Raw genomic sequence first — 19,496 nt, forward strand, 5'->3', positions numbered from 1 at the left:
AAAATCCCACTTTGTTAAAGTGGGAGAGGAGTTTTTCTTATGTTTAAAATTAAGGAGTAAGTAAAAGTTTATAAGAATAATGAACAATAAAAAAGCCTTGGTTAACAGGGCTTTCTACATACTACAACAGTATATTATAAACCTTCAGATGCCCATTTTGCAGCAACACAACGGTTAGGAGCAGTCACTACTGTACCATCTTTCTTTTTATATGGAGTTGGCTCATATTCTTTAGTGCAACCAACACCATCATATTCACTAGGATCTACAGGTACAGGTTGACCAGCGGAAGCAAGCACTTGTGAAGATAAGAATGCTGCCATAGCGCCTAATACTAATTTAGATTTAAGTTTCATAATGAACTCCTTTGTTGTTATTTTAATTGTAAAAAGATGAGTCAATACTGTCTGACTCGTAATACAGAATACTCTTTTAAATAGTAAAGTCAATATTTATTCTTCTCCGACCAGTATGAGAAAAGATTAAGTGTATCAATGGGTTATAGTTATTTTATTGACTTTTATTTAGCATAAGATGGCAATATTTAAATAAATTTTAAATATTTCTTGTTATATTATAAAAATATAATTTTTTGGTCTGTAAACTTTGATTTTTATTTGAACTTCCGCTACACTGTTTTGCATTAGTCGGGGTGCTTGTTTAAGCTGAGATGATACCCGTGAACCTGATACAGCTAATACTGACGTAGGAAACTAATTATGCAAACGCTTCTTTTCTTATTAAATTCTCACCTCACTTCTTTTATTTTTAACGGCTTTTTTCCATTACGTTGATTGGTGAATGAACGATGAAAGCCATCGAAATTTCCGATCTTAAACTCAGTTTTGCTGAGCAACCTTTGTTTGAGCATTTTCATTTTAGCGTATCACAAGGGGAGTGGGTGGCGTTGCTTGGTGCATCAGGCGTGGGAAAATCAACCTTATTGCGTGCCATTGCAGGGTTAGAAAATCAGGCGATTGTGCAAGGGCGCATTCAGTGTTCAGGCAAAATTGCTTGGCTTGCACAGCAGGATAGTTTGTATCCTTGGCTGTCTATTTTAGATAATGTTCAGCTTTATCAGCATCTTACTCATAGCAAAACGAAAAAAACGGAAGAAAAAGCCCGCACTTTATTAAGTGCGGTGAAAATGGAACAACATTTGCATAAGCCTTGTTATCAGCTTTCTGGCGGACAGCGGCAGCGCGTGGCGTTGGCTCGAACGCTAATGCAAGATGCAGAGATTATTTTAATGGACGAACCTTTTTCCGCGTTAGATGCCGTAACCCGCTTGCAATTACAGCAGCTTTCACATCATTTATTAGCAGATAAAACTGTGTTGCTTATCACCCACGATCCACAAGAAGCCTTATTGCTAGCGGATAAAATCTATATTTTGCACCAACAACCCGTTCAGCTTTCACCGCCCATTTGCCCGCAAGGCAAAGCGCCAAGAGATTTTTCGCAAGAGAAATTATGGCAATTACAGCAATATTTATTTAAGCAGTTAATGGGGGAACATTAATGTTGTCGTGGCAAAGCCTATTTCGAGCATTGATAATGACCTTATTTTTCGCCTTGTGCTGGCAAGGGGCGATTTCAATTTTTGCGATCCCACATTATTTATTGCCTGAACCTGTTGCCGTGCTAAATGAAGTGTCTTCACAATGGGCTTTATTATTTATGCACGCCAAAATTACTTTATGGGAAATTTTATTAGGGCTGGTGCTTGGATTTTTATTTGGTTTGCTTTCAGCCTTATTGCTGGCTTCTTCACGAACACTTTCAGCCTTTTTATTGCCCATTTTAATTGCCTCGCAGGCGATCCCTGTTTTTGCTATTGCGCCATTATTGGTGCTTTGGTTTGGCTATGGCATTGCATCAAAAATTGCGATGACTATTTTGATTATTTATTTCCCAGTTACCGCCGCTTGTTATGACGGCTTGCGTAACACCCCAAAGCAATGGTTAGAGCTGGCTAAAACAATGGGAATTTTATCAAGGCAATTATTATTTAAGGTTCGCTTACCTGCCGCTTTGCCTGCGTTAGCCTCGGGCTTGCGCATTGCGGTTTCCGTTGCCCCTATTGGAGCGATTGTGGGGGAATGGGTAGGATCATCACAAGGGCTTGGTTATTTAATGTTGCAAGCCAATGCACGAATTCAAATTAGCTTAATGTTCGCGGCGTTGTTTATTTTGGTGGTTATCGCACTCTTGCTGTATTTCGTGATAGATAAATTGCTTCACCGCATTATTCCTTGGGTCTGTCATTTACGTTAGGAGAAAAAATGAAAAAACAATGGTATTTATGCAGTTTAATTTTCGCTTTAGGTATGAGCATTAGCGTGCAAGCCAAAGAAAAATTAACCTTATTGCTGGATTGGTTTGTTAATCCCGATCACGCCGCCATTATTGTGGCACAGCAAAAAGGCTTTTTTGCGGAAAATGGGTTGCAGGTTGAGATTATCGAGCCCGCTGATCCTTCAATGCCCCCTAAATTAGTGGCAGCAGGGCAGGCAGATTTAGCAGTGGATTATCAGCCACAGCTGCAAATGCAAGTGGCAGAAGGGCTGCCGCTGGTGCGTGTTGGCACCTTAATTTCAACGCCGTTAAATAGCCTTGTGGTGCTAAAAGATAGCGGTATTGAACAGATTGCCGATTTAAAAGGGAAAAAGATCGGTTATTCCGTGAGTGGTTTTGAAGATGCGTTACTTGGTGCAATGTTGAAATCTACCCACCTTTCTTTAAATGATGTGGAATTAGTGAACGTGAATTGGTCGCTTTCTCCCGCATTATTTAGCGGACAAGTCGATGCGGTTATTGGTGCATTTCGTAATTTTAAGCTAAATCAGATGGAGATAGAAAAGAAACCGGGCAAGGCGTTTTATCCAGAAGAACAGGGCGTGCCAATGTATGATGAATTGATTGTTGTGGCTAATAAAAATCAGCTTCCTGCGAAAAAAATTCGTGCATTTTTGACTGCACTTGAACAAGCCAGCGTTTATATTTTAAACCACCCACAACAAAGTTGGCAGGCGTTTGTGAGCTATAGACCGCAAGATTTAGACAACGAACTCAATCGCTTGGCTTGGCGTGATACCTTGCCACGTTTAAGTTTACGCCCAAGCGCCTTAGATAACGCACGTTATGAGAAAATGGCACAATTTATGCAGCAACAAGGCCTGATTAAGCAGGTTCCTAAATTGTCTGATTATGCCATTCAAGTGGAATAAGAAATAGGCTAGGTAAAAAGTGCGGTGAAAAATACCGCACTTTTTTATGCACAAATCTCAGGAATTTGAGCTAGCTGTTCTAGTTGATAATCCGCTAATGCCCAACGCGGATCGGTGCGTTCAACGGGAGCTGGGATAACAGCGCAGCGCATTGACGCGGCTTTCACTGCGGTCATTCCTAGCACGGAATCTTCAATGCCTAAACAGGCTTGGGGTTCAACACCTAATTGATGGGCTGCGTGTAAATAAACCTGCGGGTGCGGTTTGTTGTAATCTAATTCTGTGGCTGATGAGAGATACTGGAAATAAGATGCAATGCCGCAGCGTTCAGTGATTTGTTCTAATAAATAGCGTGGCGAAGCGGAAGCAACCGCCAGCTTACAACCAAGTGCGGTGAGTTTTTCAAGGGTTTCTGGCACATTTGGCATTAAGGGCTTATTTTCCAAAATCATTGAAATGGCACAGTCATTCATTCGTTTTACCATTTCTTCAACAGGAACAGGCGTTTTTTGATAGCGTTGATAAACGGTTTTGACAATACCAAGAGCTGGCATTCCCGTGAGTTCTTGCATTTCTTGCAAGCTAACAGGAATACCAATTTGCCCAAATACTTCCACGCCAGCTTGTTTCCAAAAAGGTTCGGAATCAATCAGAACGCCGTCCATATCGAAGATAACTGCTTGAAATTTCATAGATTCCCCTTGAGTATTTTTTCAATGATCGCTTTGGTGAGCGCCACATAATGAGCAGAAAAACGATGACTAAAATTTAACAAATAATAAAGCTGATAAAGCGGTTTGCGTTGCGCATAGCCTTCATCAATCGGCAAAGTGCGGTGGTAATTTTGATAGAATGTTTCAGGAAACGGCTGGAATAATTCACTAAATGCCAGATCGCATTCGTGATCGCCCCAGTAACACGCGGGATCGTAAGTAAAAGGTTGGCCATTTGCCACTGCACAGTTTTCAATCCAAAGATTGCCGTGCAACAAGGCAGGTTTTGGCTGATGTTTGGCTAGCCCTTTGGCGACAACGGCGACCAATTCATCAATATCAGTAAAAGCTAAACCTTTCTCTTTGCAGATCTGTAATTGCCAGCCAATGCGTTGTTCGCTGAAAAATTTTGCCCAATTATCTGACCAACCATTTGGCTGATAAACTGGCCCAAGCCAAGTGTCAAAATCGAGCCCGTAATGCTCGGCATTGCCCCATTGGTGCAAGTTGGCTAATTGCGAGCCAAATTGTGCCATTGATTGCGCGTTCGGTTCTCTGAAAGGAAGGGCTTCGAGCAGTAAAAAACTGTGGTTTTGTGAACAGCCTACGCCGTAAACTTGCGGTACTTGAATTGTCCCTGTTTTGGCTAGTAATTCCAGCTGATCGGCTTCGGCACGAAACATAGAGCGGTAGGATTTTTCATTAATTTTCACAAAAACGGGCTGGATTCCATCATCAATAATCCAAGCTTCGTGCATTTCGCCAGTATGCACTTTACGTTTTTGCTTGATAAAATAATACGCACCAAGATGTTCGGCTAAAACTTGAGAAATTGATTTCCACATAAGTCCCCCCATATTCAACTTGCGCCACGCCTTGATCATAAAGGAAATGGGCAAAATAATCTGTGATGAACTTCAAGTTTTTTATTTGCGGGGAGAAAAATTTGCGGTAAGGTAGCGCCTATTCGCTTAATTGTTTAGTAAGGAGCAAAAAATGAAATTATACGTTTATGATCATTGTCCATTCTGCGTGCGTGCCAGAATGATTTTTGGCTTGAAAAATTTGCCAGTGGAAGAGCAAGTGTTATTGAGTGATGATGAAGCCACGCCAGTATCACTCATCGGCAAAAAAATGGCGCCAATTTTGATTAAAGAAGACGGCACGGCAATGCCAGAAAGTTTGGATATTGTCCATTATGTGGATCAAAATTATGGTGATCTGTTGTTGCCAGATGATGATGTGCGTAGCGATCTGCAAGCGTGGATGCAGGCAGTGAGCCGTTATTATAATCATCTTTTATTACCGCGTTTTGTGAAATTAGGCTTGCCTGAATTTGCTACCCAAAGTGCGGTGGATTATTTCGTTAAAAAGAAAACTGAAAGTATTGGTGATTTCGCCGAAAATCTGGCAAATTCTGCTCAATATATCGAAAAATTACAGCAAGATTTCACCGCACTTGAGTATTTGATTTTGTCAGAAAATGGCGCAAATGATCAGCTTTCTATGGAAGATATTTTGCTTTTCCCAATGCTGCGTAACCTCACTTGTGTGAAAGGGCTTGTGTTCCCGCCGAAAGTGAAAGCCTATGTGGAAACAATGGCAAAATTATCCCAAGTGGAATTATATTTCGATAAAGCGGTTTAACCCACAAAAAGCCCAGTAAAATGGGGCAGAAAGTTGGTTTTCAGCGCAAAATAGCGTATGATCACGAGCTTGCATCGAAAGTCATTGCAAAAGCAATTCGATAACCTATAAAGCACGGTGCGAAAAATACATTGTAGGTATAACAAAGTGCGGTGCTTTTTACTTTATTTTTAATTTAATCAACAAGTTACCTCTCGTATGGGTAACCACTGTATAAGGATTTAATATGCCAATTATTACTTTACCCGATGGCTCACAGCGCCAATTTGATAAACCCGTTACTGTGCTTGAAGTGGCGCAGGATATTGGTGCAGGTTTAGCCAAGGCGACCATTGCTGGGCGTGTGAACGGTGAACGCCGTGATGCGTGCGATCTGATTGATCAAGATGCCAATTTAGAAATCATCACCGCAAAAGATGAAGACGGATTAGAAATTATTCGCCACTCTTGCGCGCATTTATTAGGACACGCAATTAAACAGCTTTTCCCTGATGTGAAAATGGCGATCGGGCCAACCATTGAAAACGGTTTCTATTATGACGTGGATTTAGACCGCTCTTTAACGCAAGAAGATCTTGATGCCATTGAAAAAAGAATGCACGAGCTGGCAAAAACCAACTATGACGTGGTGAAAAAACGAGTAAGTTGGCAAGAAGCAAGAGATACGTTTGAGCAGCGTGGCGAGCCGTACAAAATGGCGATTTTAGATGAAAACATCGAAAAAACCGCAACGCCAGCGCTTTATCATCACCAAGAATATATTGATATGTGTCGTGGGCCGCACGTGCCAAATATGCGTTTCTGCCATAACTTTAAATTACAAAAAGTGGCGGGTGCATACTGGCGTGGTGACAGCAAAAACAAGATGTTACAGCGTATTTACGGCACAGCGTGGGCGGATAAAAAACAATTAGCGGCCTATTTACAACGCTTAGAAGAAGCAGCAAAACGCGATCACCGTAAAATCGGCAAAGCCCTTGATCTTTACCATATGCAAGAAGAAGCACCGGGTATGGTGTTCTGGCACAATGACGGCTGGACGATTTTCCGTGAGCTGGAAACCTTCGTGCGTACTAAATTGAAAGAGTACGATTACCAAGAAGTGAAAGGCCCATTTATGATGGATCGCGTTCTGTGGGAAAAAACAGGGCATTGGCAAAACTACGGCGATTTAATGTTCACGACTTCATCAGAAAACCGTGAATATGCCATCAAGCCAATGAATTGCCCGGGACACGTGCAAATTTTTAACCAAGGCTTGAAATCTTATCGTGATCTGCCTATTCGTATGGCGGAATTTGGTTCGTGCCACCGTAACGAGCCATCAGGTTCATTGCACGGTTTAATGCGTGTACGCGGTTTTACTCAAGATGACGCACATATTTTCTGTACAGAAGATCAAATTGAAAGCGAAGTAACCAGCTGTATCCGTATGGTTTACGATATTTACAGCACCTTTGGTTTCAACAACATTCAAGTAAAACTTTCTACTCGTCCAGAAAAGCGCATCGGTTCTGATGAAATGTGGGACAGAGCAGAGCAAGGCTTAGCCAATGCGTTAAAACACAATGGTTTAGATTATGAAATCCAAGAGGGCGAAGGGGCATTTTATGGGCCGAAGATCGAATTTGCCTTGCGTGATAGCCTTGATCGTGAATGGCAATGTGGCACAATCCAGCTTGATTTCGCCTTACCGGGTCGCTTAAATGCCTCTTATGTGGCGGAAGATAATGACCGCAGAACGCCAGTGATGATCCACCGTGCGATTTTAGGGTCATTAGAGCGTTTTATCGGAATTATCACCGAAGATTACGCAGGTTTCTTCCCACCTTGGCTTGCACCAACCCAAGCGGTAGTGATGAACATTACCGACAGCCAAGCGGATTATGTGAAAGACGTGGTGAAAGCCCTTTCTGACGCAGGCTTGCGTGCCAAAGCAGATTTACGCAATGAGAAAATCGGCTTTAAAATCCGCGAACACACCTTAAAACGTGTGCCTTATATGTTAGTCTGTGGTGATAAAGAAATTGCCGAGGGCAAAATTGCCGTGCGTACCCGTAAAGGTGCTGATTTAGGCACGTTCACCGTGGCAGAATTCACCGAAATTCTGAAAAACCAAGTGAAAAACCGAGAATTAAAATTGCTTGGTGAGCTTGGACAAGATTAATTCACAAAAAAATAAGAAAGCGAGCTAAATGCTCGCTTTTATTTTGTAATAAAAAACTACCGAAAAATCACCGCACTTTTAAGGGGCGTTTTTAATAAGTGCGGTGATTTTTTCCAGATTTTATTTCTCTTGATATTTTTGACGATAATTCTCACCCCACGCCGCCATTGCAGTCAGCACACTTTTTAAGCTTTTACCGTCTTCTGTCAGGGTGTATTCCACCCTTGGTGGCACTTCTGCATAGACTTTTCGCGTTAATAATCCTTGGGTTTCCATTGCCCTTAAATTCGCCGTTAGCACTTTTTGCGAAATGCCAGTTAAGGTTTTTTTCAATTCACCAAAACGCTTTGTGCCAGATAATAATTCACGAATAATTAACACACGCCAGCGTTCGCTCATCATCATTAAGGTAATTTCTACTTCACAATCAGGTAATTTTTTCTCTTTTTCTTTCACAATTTTTCCTTATTTTTCAATATGAGTTTCTCTAAGGTAACTACTGCACTTTTTGGCGCTTACTTTCTTTTTGTTTGATAGAGAGATATTATCACGCTCAACAAAAACGAGATACAACAATTTTTATCATTAAACAGGAGAAAAAAATGAAAGTCGCAGTAATTGGTGCAAATGGAAAAGCAGGGCGTTTGATCGTAGTTGAAGCAGTAGCGCGAGGTTTAGATGTTACCGCAGTGGTACGCGGTGAAAATCACAGCGCGGCACAACAAGTGCTTAAAAAAGATTTGTTTGATTTAACCAAAGCGGATCTTGCAGGCTTTGATGTGGTGATTGATGCTTTTGCTACGTGGACGCCAGAAACTTTACCACAACATAGCACATCGCTTGCCCATTTATGTGATATTTTGGCGGGAACAAAGGTGCGTTTGCTTGTTGTAGGCGGAGCTGGTAGCCTTTATACTGATGCTAGCCTAGCCGTACAACTTGTTGATACGCCAGATTTCCCAGCGGAATATAAACCTATAGCCCAAGCAATGGCACAGGCATTGGCAGAATTGCGTAAGCGTGATGATGTGCAATGGACTTATCTTAGCCCAGCAGCGGTGTTTGATCCTGAAGGGGAAAAAACAGGCGCATACCGATTGGCTGGAGAAGTGTTCAGTGTGAATGAAAAAGGCGAAAGCTATGTGAGCTATGCTGATTACGCCATTGCAATGATTGATGAAGCATTGAATGGTAAGCACATTCGCGAACGAATTTCGGTGTTGTCGTAAGTTTCTGAAAACGTAGAATCCTTAAAAAACAAAGTGCGGTAGAAAATTTTGGAATTTTTCACCGCACTTATTTTTTACAATTTTTGTATAAACTGAGCCTAAAAAATCCCCACATATCAGTGAGGATTTTTATTTGATATATGGATTATTTCTGTCTTGCAAAAACCATTTTCACCATTTGCCAGAAGAAGGCAAGCGCGCCTAAGCCGAAAATCACATCGCCTAGGATACGCACCCAGCGTAGGGTAACGAAAAGATCTTGCTGCATAAATTCTTCACCGCGTGCATACCATAAACCGTGTACCATATTGGCGTGCGCTTGGATTACGCCAATTGGTAAAAGGCTTGAAATAATCATCACGACTAAGCCGATATTTAAACTCCAGAAACCAAATTTCATCAGTTTGTCATCAAATTGAATGCTTGGGCGTAAGTAACGCACGATGAGAAACACAAAGCCAAGAGCAAGGAAGCCATAAACCCCAAATAACGCAGCGTGTGCGTGTACTGCTGTTGTGTTTAGCCCTTGGACATAGTAAAGCGAAATAGGTGGATTGATTAAGAAACCAAATACGCCAGCGCCTAACATATTCCAAAACGCCACGGCGACAAAGCAGTAAATAGGCCATTTTAAGCGTTCCATCCAAGGTGCTTTTTGTTGCATTGACCAATGCTCCCAAGCTTCATAACCGAGTAACACGAGCGGTACAACTTCTAACGCGGAGAACGATGCGCCAACGGCGATAATTGGTGTGGTAGCCCCTGCAAAATATAGGTGGTGGAATGTGCCAGGAATACCTCCAATTAAGAAGATTGATGCTGACGCAATAGTGGAAACGGTTGCAGTGCGGCGTGAAACTAAGCCTAAACTTACGAAAATAAAGGAAAGTGCCGCCACAGAGAATACTTCAAAGAAGCCCTCAACCCAAAGGTGTACTACCCACCAGCGCCAATATTCCATCACAGATAAATGAGTGTGTTCGCCATAGAATAAGGCCGGGCCATAGAATAAACCAATGGCGATAACAGAAGCAAAGAACAAGGCGAGTAGGTTTTTATCGCCAGGTTGTTTAAAGGCATTGATAGTGCCGCGTAGCATTAGGATTAGCCAGAATAAAATACCTGCATATTTTACTGCTTGCCAGAAACGTCCTAGATCAATAAATTCATAGCCTTGATGACCGAACATAAAGCTCAGTTCTTTTGGAATTTGGTGGGCAATCGCTAAATAGCTACCAGTAAATGATCCCACAACTAAGACAACTAGCGCCCAAAATAGAATATCGACACCGAGTTTTTGATATTTTGGATCTTTGCCACCATTGATAATCGGTGCAAGGAATAAGCCACCAGCTAAGAATGCCATTGCGATCCAGAATAATGCACTTTGAACGTGCCAAGTGCGAATTAAGGAATAAGGTAAATATTCAGAAAGTGGAATACCGTAGAAATCTTGTCCTTCTACCGTGTAATGGGCCACGATTGTACCAAAGGTAACTTGTGCAATGAATAATGCGACCACGGTGAATAGATATTTACCTAAGGCTTTTTGTGAAGGGGTAAGCTGAATTTTAGTGAGCGGATCAACCACATCTGGTGTTGGATCTTTTTCATCTTCTTTTTTCTTGAATGCCCACACCCAAACCATCATTCCAATCCCTAGGATTAAGAAAACGATACTGGCAATTGACCACATAATATTTTCTGCCGTTGGCACATTATTAATGAGTGGTTCGTGCGGCCAGTTATTGGTGTAAGTGGCATCTGTATTTGGACGATTAGCCGAAGCAGTCCAAGCTGTCCAGAAGAAAAACTTGGTTAAATCTTGACGATCCGATAATGCCGGCAGAGTGTTATCTTTCATCGCAAAATGATCGCGAGTGAGTTTAAATTGCGGATCATCACCGTATAAGGAAATATAATACTGTGCTGTTTTTTCAATAGCTTGCTGACGAGTATCAGATAATTGCACCGCACCATTTTCAACTTTGCTACCACGATATTCGCGGGTTAAGCGAGATTGTAATACAGCCTTTTGATCATCATCTAACGCATCAAAATTTTTACCAAATTCTTTTTGTGCGGTAATGTCTAACCAATTGGTGAGTTCTCGGTGTAACCAGTCTGCCGTCCAATCGGGTGCTTGGTAAGCACCGTGTCCCCAAATTGAGCCAAGTTGCATTCCCCCAGTTGTTTGCCACGCCGTTTGGCCTTGCAAAATATCTTGTTTAGTTATCAAGGTTTCGCCATTGGCATTGACATATTTTTCTGGAATGGGTGGTGCTTCACGATAAATATCCACTCCAAAATAACCGAGAATAGAAAATGCGCCGATAAGCACCACAATTAAGGTGTACCAGAGCTTTTTGTATTGCCCCATAATAAATCTCCATAGTTTTAAGTAAATAGAGCATTTGCAGCTCAGAAAAATACTGTCAAATGATAGCCATATGACAGTACGAATTAATACCCGACTAATTTTATCAAGTATTTTTTACTATGCAGAGTAAAATAGCATTTCTTTGTCTTAGATCAAATTTTGTCAGAAATTTCTTCCTTTTTAAGAAGTAAGAATAACCTGAAATAAAGTGCGGTTAAAAATCCCAATAAATTTCAAAAATATTTATCGCTTGTTATAAGGAGATAATGCTAAAATCGCCAGCGTAGCAATAGCAAAGGCTATTGTTTGATTTATTATTTACAAAGGAAATTTTTATGAGTAACTTAACTATTACTTTTACAACAACTCGCATTTTTGCCCATGATTTAGTGTCAGAATTACTAAATATCGGTGCGTTGTCTGCTGAAGAAACTAAGCAAAAAGGTGAAGATGTAGCAGAAGTCGTTGCTGTTTTTGGTGAGAATGTGGAAGCTCCTGATGTCATTGCTGCTTTAGCTGAATCAGGCATCACCAACATTCCTTATGTAGTGAGCTAAGAATAAAAACCTGCTTGTGAGAATAAGCAGGTTTTTTATGCTCACTATAAAATATTTAACTTGTTGATAATCTTCTATGTTTTACAAAACCTCAATAAGTTTTAATCCATTCTATGTAGTAGGAGGCACTGTGAAAAAACTTTTTATGACTATTCTTGCACTTTCTTCCATAAGTATTACTGTTGGGAAAGAAGTGAATATCAAAATTTTAGGTACTTCAGATGTGCATGGTCGGGTTGTGCCTTGGAGCTATGGTGCGGATATTGCTGATCCTTCGGGTTCTTATGCTCAAATTTCCACTTATGTGAACGAGGTTCGTAAAAATAATCCTAATGTTGTTCTAGTGGATATTGGTGATGCAATTCAAGATAATCAGGTGGAAGTATTCGCTAAAACTGCTGAACATTATAAAAATAATCCCATTCCTAAAATACTTAACCAGATGAAATACGATATTTTCATTCTAGGAAATCACGAATTCAATTTTGGTATGACAGCACTAGATGAAATTCTAAAAGATATGCAAGCTCAAAAGCTAACAGCAAATTTTTACTATAAAGATGGTCGCCGTTATCTTAAGCCAACTACGATAATTGAAAAAGACGGAGTGAAAATTGGCGTGATTGGTTTGACTACGCCAATGTCTGCCACTTTTGAGCTAGATACTGGCTATCTTGATCAAATGACTTTTACTTCTCCTATTGAAGAAACTAAAAAACAAATTATCCAATTAAAGCAGAAAGGGGTTGATGCGATTGTGGTTTTGGCTCATATGGGAATTGAAAATGAAAATAATATTCCAGATACAGGTGTTGCTGATCTTGTCAATGCAATGGATGGCATTGATGTGATTATCGCTGGACATATGCATAAAAATATTCCTAGTGTAACTATTAAAGATACATTGATCACGGAGCCACATCGTTATGGTACAGTGGTTTCAGAAGTAGATCTTACTTTTGACGTCGAAAATAGTCAGGTTAAACTGATAAATAAAACTGCAAAAACGGTTCCAGTAAAAGATCTACAAGCTGATGAAGAAATTATTAAAATTTATCAGCCTTATCATGATGAATTACGTCGTTTAAATAATGTGATTATAGGAAAAACAGAAAATACAATGGTACCCCAAGGTGAAAACCATGGTGTATCTTTTGCTTTTTCTCAAGATACGGGGCTGTCTTCTTTTATCCACGATGTAGAACAATATTATAGTCAGGCTGATGTTGTTTCCTTTGCCTTTGATCACCAGAATGTCCGCTTAGAAAAAGGGGACATTAAGAAAAAAGACATTATCTACAATTATCGTTATGCTGGCGGTGATGTTAGCGTTTATGAGATGACAGGAAAGCAACTCAAACAATATATGGAATGGTCTGCCGATTATTTTGATACCCTTGAACCTGGAGATAACACCTATCGTTACAACGCAAAACGCGCTAAATCCAAATATGTTACTTTTGATTTATTTGGTGGTGTAAGTTATCAAATTGATTTGCGTAATCCGCAAGGACATAAAATTGTAAACCTCCGTTTAGCTGATGGTCGTCCAGTTACTGATGATATGAAACTTAAAGTAGGAATGAATTCTTATCGTTTTGGACAATTAATTAAAAAAGGAGGCATTTTTGATGGACAACAAATTCCATTACTATGGGAGTCTAAAGTTGCATTAGGGCAGGAGAATGGCACAATTCAAAATATGATGATGAATTATATCCGCGAAGTTAAAAAAGGAAAAGTTGAAGGTAAAAGCCATAATCGCTGGAAAATTATTGGGTTAGATTAAAGTATAAATATTAAAGTGCGGTTAAAATTTTCAGAATTTTTTTGTGGGGAGAAAAAATAAAAAGTGGCTATAAAAGCCACTTTTTTAGCGTATCACTGAGACAGAGGTAGTTTAGTATTTTTAGAGATAAAAGACCAACTTACCGCTATAAATAATAGACAAAATACTAAGCCTGTCATTAAGAACATAATCTCAAATAATCTAAATTGTTCAAACATAGGTCTAGTCGTAATGAACTCCCAGTTCTGAACAATAAAGTACATCATGTATACCCATATTGCCCAAGTGAGTATGTCAAGCGCATAGCTTTTGGTTTTTAACCGCCAATTAAGATTACGCTTATTAATGATCATTTGTTTTTGCAATTCAAGACTTGCCATTTTTTCTCCTTTAATTTATTAAACTCCTCGATCTGGACTTATCCAAACCGCATGTTTTGATTTATTACGAAAAAGTGCTTTGGGAATACCTATTAATAGTGTTGTTGAGTAACCAATATGCCCAAGGATACCAAATACAAGGGAACACATAGCGTATTAAGCCTTTTTCATAACGACTATCAATATAAAGACTAAATAAACATTGTAAGAAGAATGTTGAAAATAAGATTGTGATACTGGATTTAAAAATGGATACATTTATCCACTGACTAATATGTACATCCATAAAGAAAGTCAGTATGCTAAGAAAAGTAGTGATCACAAGGAAAATAGCCCAAATCGCAGTAACAAAATATTCTACATACATTGGCCATAGACGGCGATTCCTCATTCGCCATACAACTGGAAAATATTTCATTATTACTTCAGCACCACCTTGTTCCCAACGTAAACGCTGTTTCCATAATCCTCTAAGTGTTTCTGGCATCAATACCCAGCATAACGCACGAGGTTCATAATAAATATCATAGCCAGCCGTTTGTAATTTCCAGCTGACATCAATATCCTCAGTAATCATATTGGTACCCCAGCCATCAACTTGATGCATAAGATCAGCACGAAATAAACAACATACACCAGACACAGTAAAAATTGTCCCCATTAAACTTTGTGCACGTTTGATTAAACCGATAATTGAACTAAATTCAGAAACCTGTAGCCGTCCCAAAATCGTGCTACGATTGCGTACACGCGGATTCCCAGTTACAGCACCATATTTAGGGTTATTTTCTAAGACTTGCACCATATAATCGATTGAGGAATAATCCAAAATGGCATCGCCATCAATACAAGCAACATATTTTCCTTTAGCAATCGTTAACGCATTATTTAATGCACTAGCCTTGCCAGAGTTTTTTTGATGAAGAGCGATAATTCGACTATCTTTTGTTGCCCAGCGATCAATAATCTCACCAGTGTTATCACGGCTTCCATCATTAATAAAAATGAGCTCGTAATTTGGATAATCTAAATTAAGCAGATGAGGGATTGATTCATCTAGATTATCTGATTCGTTATAGCAAGGTATCATTATACTCACTAAAGGAATTTGCTCTGTGGGCAATGCAGAAAATTCAGTTAATTTCCCACGTTTTTCTTTAAAAATGAAATAGATAATACCAGAAACTGACCAGTAAATTGCCATTACTGCTGGGTACATAAAGACGAAAATACCCAACACAATCTAAGATTGTGTTAATCATAAACTGTTCCTTAGTTATAAATATAATTGCGTCAAAAATTATTTTACAGGGATAGGATTTCCTGAAACATAAGGACGCATTTGTTCTAAATTAGGTTTATTTAATAAAAAGTTATCAGGGTAATAACCAAAACTATAAATACCGTTGAGTTCAAGCAATTTGATCCAGTTAATCATTTCAGATTCTGGAATAAATTTATTTGTTCGCCAATTTACGCTCTGAAATTCAAATAGAACTTTATTCATCGGTACGGCAGATTTTTTTACATTTTGAATTAAATCATCTAACCAATCTGCTGCTTTACCTTGAGAAATGGTTTGTTCATTTTCCATATAAGGCATCGCCATAATTGCGGTGGTATCATAAGCTTGTGTAAACGCGGGCAAACTTTGTGCAAACCATTCTTCCGCCTCTGGGGTATTTACTACAGAAGCATAAATATTGCGTGCAGTTTTCACCGCACTTTTTCCTGATAAAAAAATAAGGTTCTAAAGCTTGTTTAAAACTTAATGTTGCTTTGATGAGATCCTGTGTTTTCTGTTTAGCTTCAGGGCTAATTTCCCCGCGCGCAGCATAATTCTCTCCACTTACTTTTCCTTCAAAATCCGTCATGAAGGCATCATCGTGAAATAAGATACCGTCAAATTTGGCATAAAATGAAAGATCGTTATAAATATCACGAATAATTTGCAGATTTTTTTTGCTGTATGGCGATAAACGTAAATAATGATTTGGGGCTGGTTTTCCTGTCCGATTGTCCACAATATAATCTACTTGTTGATCCGAATTGCGCAAATCAAAAGCAAAAGTCGGCAGCCAAGCATAAACATTAACGTGAGTACGTATCATTAGTTGCCAAGCAACTTGGCTGAACAGATCCGCTTTTACAGGCAAATAACGATTAGGGAAATATAATTTATCTGCTACACCATTACCGTCTTCATCAGCATAGGCTTGTAAATATACCGTTGTTACTCCATAACGATGTACACGTTCAATTAAAGCATCAAAATTTTTCTTTTGCTGTACTGGATTTGGATCATAAACATAGTCTAAATCTACATGAATAACACGTTGCACTTTTTGGTTATCACGTCGTCCATTCAAGTAATTCGCAATGGTATTTAAATCTGTTTCTGCATCAAGTAATAAGCGCCCAATATGTTTATCACCAACCTGATTAATTTTTTCTGCATCAAGAGAAAAATGATGTGTCATTCCGGTTTGCATTGCGGCATTGACCGTAGCGTCAGTAAATTGTCCATAGGGCCAAACCATAACACGTGGTTTTTGTCCCGTATATTGGGCGATTAAATCCACTGATGTTTGTAGATCTTTTTGAATACGATTGTGATATTGTTCTCTTGTTTCATATTTCCCATTTTGGTAGATCGGTGCAATCATTGCAGGAAGCTGGCTACCAGCAGGATTAGCCAATACACCATGGTGAGAATCGTGCGTATGAGAGGCTATTTCTACTAAACCACTTTCGTGCATTTCACGAATTTTATTCCAAGTAGTAAAAGCTGAACGATCCAGTTTTTGTTTCGTACCATAATCTACCTTACTTCCTGCTGGGGTGCTTATCCAGCTAGTTACAGGGGCAAATACCGCAGGATAATGATAGGCTTTCAATAATGGAAAGATTGTGCTGTACATTGTTTCATAGCCATCATCAAAGGTAAGTAGAACAGCTTTTTCAGGCAATTCCCCTTTTCCTTGCTCAGCATCTATTACTTGTTGCCAACTAATAACGTGATAACCATTCTCTTTTAACCAATTAAATTGATTAATTAGTGTACTTGCAGGAATGGTTTGTGGCACATAAAACTGTTCTTTTGCAGGGGCTGATTCATCAATCACAGAATGATAAGCCAATACACTATAATCTGTTGCCGCAAAAGCATTTACTGCTACAGCAGTAAATGAAAGAGCGGTCAAAAAAACATGAGAAATTTTCTTAAAAAACATCATAAGTCCTAAAATAATACTGAGAAACCGAGATTTGCGAAGTTATTAAATTCAGCTTCGCCATCATAAATATTTTTTTACGCCCTAGTTGGTAAGAGACTGAAATACGTTTACCTAAACGCCATTCGTGACCATAAGCTACTGACCAAGAATTCTGGCTACTATGCTCTGTTTGAGCAAAACGTCCAACCCCAGTTTTTAAATGGTGAGTAAATGCTACCCCATAATTTAATGGCTGGTAATAGCTCAAATTTGTCGTCAATTCTAAATTACGGCTTCGTTCAGGATTATAATCATCGGCATCAGCTATCAAGTGGTTGTGCTGAATATCCCAACGGAAATTAGCAGTCAGTTTCCAACGATCGTGTTTAAATACTTCTGCACCAGCCCAAGTAGTGAGAGATTTACGGCGGTTGCCGTCATCAAAATTCATTTGGTTTATGTTAATTCCAAGCAGGAAACGATCGTTATAGCTATAAGTAACAAACACTCCAAAATCTTTTGTATAGATACCGTTTTTTATACCTTTTACAGGGAAACTACTACCGTTGATATTGCCATTTAATCCGAACTGCCAATTATCATTGATTTCATAAGATAAATTAGCGCTGTAATAGGCTTTATTATTTAACTGAATTCCTTTTCCTGCTTCTATGTTCAACATTAGCGGATAAAAATTTAATGCAACACCAACACCAACACCAACACCAACACCAGCGCGTTGTTGACGCATTTTGTCTTCATTAGTTGGCGATTGTGTAATTAAGTAATGTACATAGGCAGAATGCCCCATTTCAGTTTTCGCTGAATAAAGCATATAATCTTGTGTGATTTCATCGCTTTGTTTTGCATTTGGTGTTTGATGCTGTATGTTAAAATTAGCGATAAAACGTGCTGAGCGACGCAATTCATATTGTTCTAATAGATTTTTTGAGCGTACTTTTTCTTCAGCATTAAAGCCATTTACCAATTTACTCGCTAAATGCCAATCTTCCTGTTCTAAGGCAGTATAAGCTTGGTTTTGTTTAACAAACAGTTGATCTTGGGATTGCAAAAACGCACTTGCTTTTTTCGTTAAATTTAATGCTTTTTGATAATTACCGCGACTACACTCAATTTCACTAAGAGCAAGTATTGCCCAAGCATCACCGCCCGCGTGATTTAAACGTGCTTGTAAAATGTCAGCTGCGCCTTGTTTATCTCCACGCCAATTCATTAAATTAACGTGAGTAAAGAAACGCTGATCAACTTCAGGATTTATGATCCGCATCGTGCGAGTGTAATCATTAATGAAAGGCGCTGGATTTATTCTAGAAAGGTAACTCTGTGCTTGATCAAAATAACCCGCATCACTTGATGCATTGATCAATTTAAACAGTAAAGATGAACGTACTGGCTGATTAGCTTGAGCTGCCGCTTGCTAATAAAGTATCTGCATAAGCTTCTTTAGTATAAGCGGGCATTGGTTTGCCAAGTCGTCCTAGCGCTGTATAATTTTCCTTCACCCAATCTAAACGGTTTAATTTTGCTGCTAGCACTAAGCGATCTTGCAAGGCTAATTGATATAGTGGATTTTCTCTATCAATTGTCGATAAGAGTTTGCTAAGTTTGTCATAGTTTTGCTGAAAAGTGCGGTCAGAAATATTGTCGCCTTTTGAGTTTGCGATAATTTCGCTATGTTTTGCCCAGGTTTTGTCTTTTGTATTAAACAGAGCGGGGTATTGTGCCATTAAAGATTGCTGTAACGGTAAGATTCGATTACGAGAGGCAAGACGATATAATTCTAACGCAAGTTTATGATTTGAAGGGTCCTGTTTTAGTTGATCTTGCCAACGCCCTAATTTTGCTAAATCAGGTTGAGTTTTATCGAGCAAGATTGTTTGGGCTTCTTTCGCACTCGCGTCATTACCGAATTTTTGTCGATAACGCGCTAAATGTGCTTGGGCAGATTGATATTGTCCCAATTCCGTTTCCACTAACACACTTCCTAACCAACCCGCAGGGTTTTGTGGATTGCGTCTGCGTAGAGCGGTATAAAATTTTAGGGGCTGTAGTAGATTAGCAACAATGCTATACTACAAAAATGAAGATAACACATTGTAAATTAAAGAAATCTATACAGAAAAAACTGCTGGAGTTTTTTATCGCAGAAGTTACTGCAAGAACGGCAG

17 protein-coding genes, 2 pseudogenes and 1 riboswitch are annotated in these 19,496 nt (G+C 39.3%); of the genes and pseudogenes, 9 read left to right on the forward strand and 10 right to left on the reverse strand.

Annotated features, from left to right (window positions below; translation table 11 throughout):
* Positions 1–134: 134 nt before the first annotated feature.
* Positions 135–356, reverse strand: coding sequence for a hypothetical protein (locus ACNAV8_RS07330; protein ID WP_103852586.1), 222 nt, complete (start codon positions 354–356; stop codon positions 135–137).
* A 282-nt stretch (positions 357–638) separates the two neighbouring features.
* Positions 639–729, forward strand: a riboswitch (TPP riboswitch).
* A gap of 79 nt (positions 730–808) precedes the next feature.
* Here ACNAV8_RS07330 and ACNAV8_RS07335 point away from each other — a divergent pair.
* From ACNAV8_RS07335 to ACNAV8_RS07345, 3 genes are read left to right on the forward strand one after another with little or no spacing between them, the layout of a single operon-like run.
* On the forward strand, positions 809–1,522 hold the full coding sequence (locus ACNAV8_RS07335) for an ABC transporter ATP-binding protein (RefSeq protein WP_415777472.1): 714 nt from the start codon (positions 809–811) through the stop codon (positions 1,520–1,522).
* A complete protein-coding gene (locus ACNAV8_RS07340) occupies positions 1,522–2,277 on the forward strand; it encodes an ABC transporter permease (RefSeq protein WP_415777473.1) in 756 nt (251 codons plus the stop codon). Before ACNAV8_RS07335 ends, ACNAV8_RS07340 begins: the two co-directional genes overlap by 1 nt.
* An 8-nt stretch (positions 2,278–2,285) precedes the next feature.
* Positions 2,286–3,230 (forward strand): ABC transporter substrate-binding protein, encoded by a 945-nt coding sequence (locus tag ACNAV8_RS07345; RefSeq protein ID WP_415777474.1) that lies wholly within the window; start codon positions 2,286–2,288, stop codon positions 3,228–3,230.
* A gap of 44 nt (positions 3,231–3,274) precedes the next feature.
* Here ACNAV8_RS07345 and hxpB read toward each other — a convergent pair whose 3' ends face one another.
* Together hxpB and ACNAV8_RS07355 are read right to left on the reverse strand one after the other, a co-directional pair.
* On the reverse strand, positions 3,275–3,922 hold the full coding sequence (gene hxpB / locus ACNAV8_RS07350; protein ID WP_103855074.1) for a hexitol phosphatase HxpB: 648 nt from the start codon (positions 3,920–3,922) through the stop codon (positions 3,275–3,277).
* Positions 3,919–4,788 (reverse strand): fructosamine kinase family protein, encoded by an 870-nt coding sequence (locus ACNAV8_RS07355; protein ID WP_415777475.1) that lies wholly within the window; start codon positions 4,786–4,788, stop codon positions 3,919–3,921. The genes hxpB and ACNAV8_RS07355 overlap by 4 nt, the downstream gene beginning before the upstream one ends.
* Positions 4,789–4,939: 151 nt before the next feature.
* Between ACNAV8_RS07355 and grxB the strand changes: the two genes are divergently transcribed.
* Positions 4,940–5,590 carry a glutaredoxin 2 gene (grxB, locus tag ACNAV8_RS07360; RefSeq protein ID WP_103855076.1) on the forward strand — a complete coding sequence of 217 codons (651 nt, stop codon included), beginning with the start codon at positions 4,940–4,942 and terminating at the stop codon, positions 5,588–5,590.
* A 226-nt stretch (positions 5,591–5,816) separates the two neighbouring features.
* Positions 5,817–7,757, forward strand: a complete 1,941-nt coding sequence (gene thrS / locus ACNAV8_RS07365) for a threonine--tRNA ligase (RefSeq protein ID WP_103855077.1) — start codon at positions 5,817–5,819, stop codon at positions 7,755–7,757.
* Between the two features lie 120 nt (positions 7,758–7,877).
* On the opposite strand, the gene ACNAV8_RS07370 is transcribed toward thrS, so the two are convergent.
* The gene (locus ACNAV8_RS07370) at positions 7,878–8,213 is read right to left on the reverse strand and encodes a winged helix-turn-helix transcriptional regulator (protein ID WP_218564406.1); all 336 of its coding nucleotides are present in this window, start codon (positions 8,211–8,213) and stop codon (positions 7,878–7,880) included.
* Between the two features lie 146 nt (positions 8,214–8,359).
* Here ACNAV8_RS07370 and ACNAV8_RS07375 point away from each other — a divergent pair, with 146 nt between their 5' ends.
* Positions 8,360–8,986 (forward strand): NAD(P)-dependent oxidoreductase, encoded by a 627-nt coding sequence (locus tag ACNAV8_RS07375; protein WP_103855078.1) that lies wholly within the window; start codon positions 8,360–8,362, stop codon positions 8,984–8,986.
* 145 nt (positions 8,987–9,131) lie between these two features.
* Here the strand turns inward: ACNAV8_RS07375 and ACNAV8_RS07380 are convergent, their stop codons facing one another.
* On the reverse strand, positions 9,132–11,366 hold the full coding sequence (locus tag ACNAV8_RS07380) for a nitric-oxide reductase large subunit (RefSeq protein WP_103855079.1): 2,235 nt from the start codon (positions 11,364–11,366) through the stop codon (positions 9,132–9,134).
* 335 nt (positions 11,367–11,701) lie between these two features.
* Between ACNAV8_RS07380 and ACNAV8_RS07385 the strand changes: the two genes are divergently transcribed.
* Together ACNAV8_RS07385 and ACNAV8_RS07390 are read left to right on the forward strand one after the other, a co-directional pair.
* Complete coding sequence (locus ACNAV8_RS07385; protein WP_103855080.1) at positions 11,702–11,923, forward strand: hypothetical protein; 222 nt, start codon at positions 11,702–11,704, stop codon at positions 11,921–11,923.
* Between the two features lie 145 nt (positions 11,924–12,068).
* Positions 12,069–13,712, forward strand: a complete 1,644-nt coding sequence (locus ACNAV8_RS07390; RefSeq protein ID WP_415777481.1) for a bifunctional metallophosphatase/5'-nucleotidase — start codon at positions 12,069–12,071, stop codon at positions 13,710–13,712.
* 92 nt (positions 13,713–13,804) lie between these two features.
* Here ACNAV8_RS07390 and ACNAV8_RS07395 read toward each other — a convergent pair whose 3' ends face one another.
* The 5 genes and pseudogenes from ACNAV8_RS07395 to ACNAV8_RS07415 all read right to left on the reverse strand — a co-directional run bounded on the left by ACNAV8_RS07395 (position 13,805) and on the right by ACNAV8_RS07415 (position 19,301).
* Entirely contained in the window at positions 13,805–14,092 is a 288-nt protein-coding gene (locus ACNAV8_RS07395; protein WP_415777476.1) for an ABC transporter substrate-binding protein, read from the reverse strand.
* A 64-nt stretch (positions 14,093–14,156) separates the two neighbouring features.
* A complete protein-coding gene (pgaC, locus tag ACNAV8_RS07400) occupies positions 14,157–15,296 on the reverse strand; it encodes a poly-beta-1,6-N-acetyl-D-glucosamine synthase (protein ID WP_415777477.1) in 1,140 nt (379 codons plus the stop codon).
* Between the two features lie 96 nt (positions 15,297–15,392).
* Positions 15,393–17,325, reverse strand: a pseudogene (pgaB, locus tag ACNAV8_RS07405) (poly-beta-1,6-N-acetyl-D-glucosamine N-deacetylase PgaB).
* A complete protein-coding gene (locus tag ACNAV8_RS07410; RefSeq protein ID WP_103855658.1) occupies positions 17,315–18,694 on the reverse strand; it encodes a PgaA family protein in 1,380 nt (459 codons plus the stop codon). Before ACNAV8_RS07410 ends, pgaB begins: the two are co-directional and overlap by 11 nt.
* A 31-nt stretch (positions 18,695–18,725) precedes the next feature.
* A complete protein-coding gene (locus ACNAV8_RS07415; protein ID WP_103855659.1) occupies positions 18,726–19,301 on the reverse strand; it encodes a PgaA family protein in 576 nt (191 codons plus the stop codon).
* 107 nt (positions 19,302–19,408) lie between these two features.
* On the opposite strand from ACNAV8_RS07415, the pseudogene ACNAV8_RS07420 reads away from it, so the two are divergent.
* A pseudogene (locus ACNAV8_RS07420) lies at positions 19,409–19,496 on the forward strand (IS1595 family transposase); the annotation flags it as partial.

Origin of the sequence: Avibacterium endocarditidis, from assembly GCF_965138825.1 — a bacterium.
GTDB classification, from domain to species: Bacteria; Pseudomonadota; Gammaproteobacteria; order Enterobacterales; family Pasteurellaceae; genus Avibacterium; species Avibacterium endocarditidis.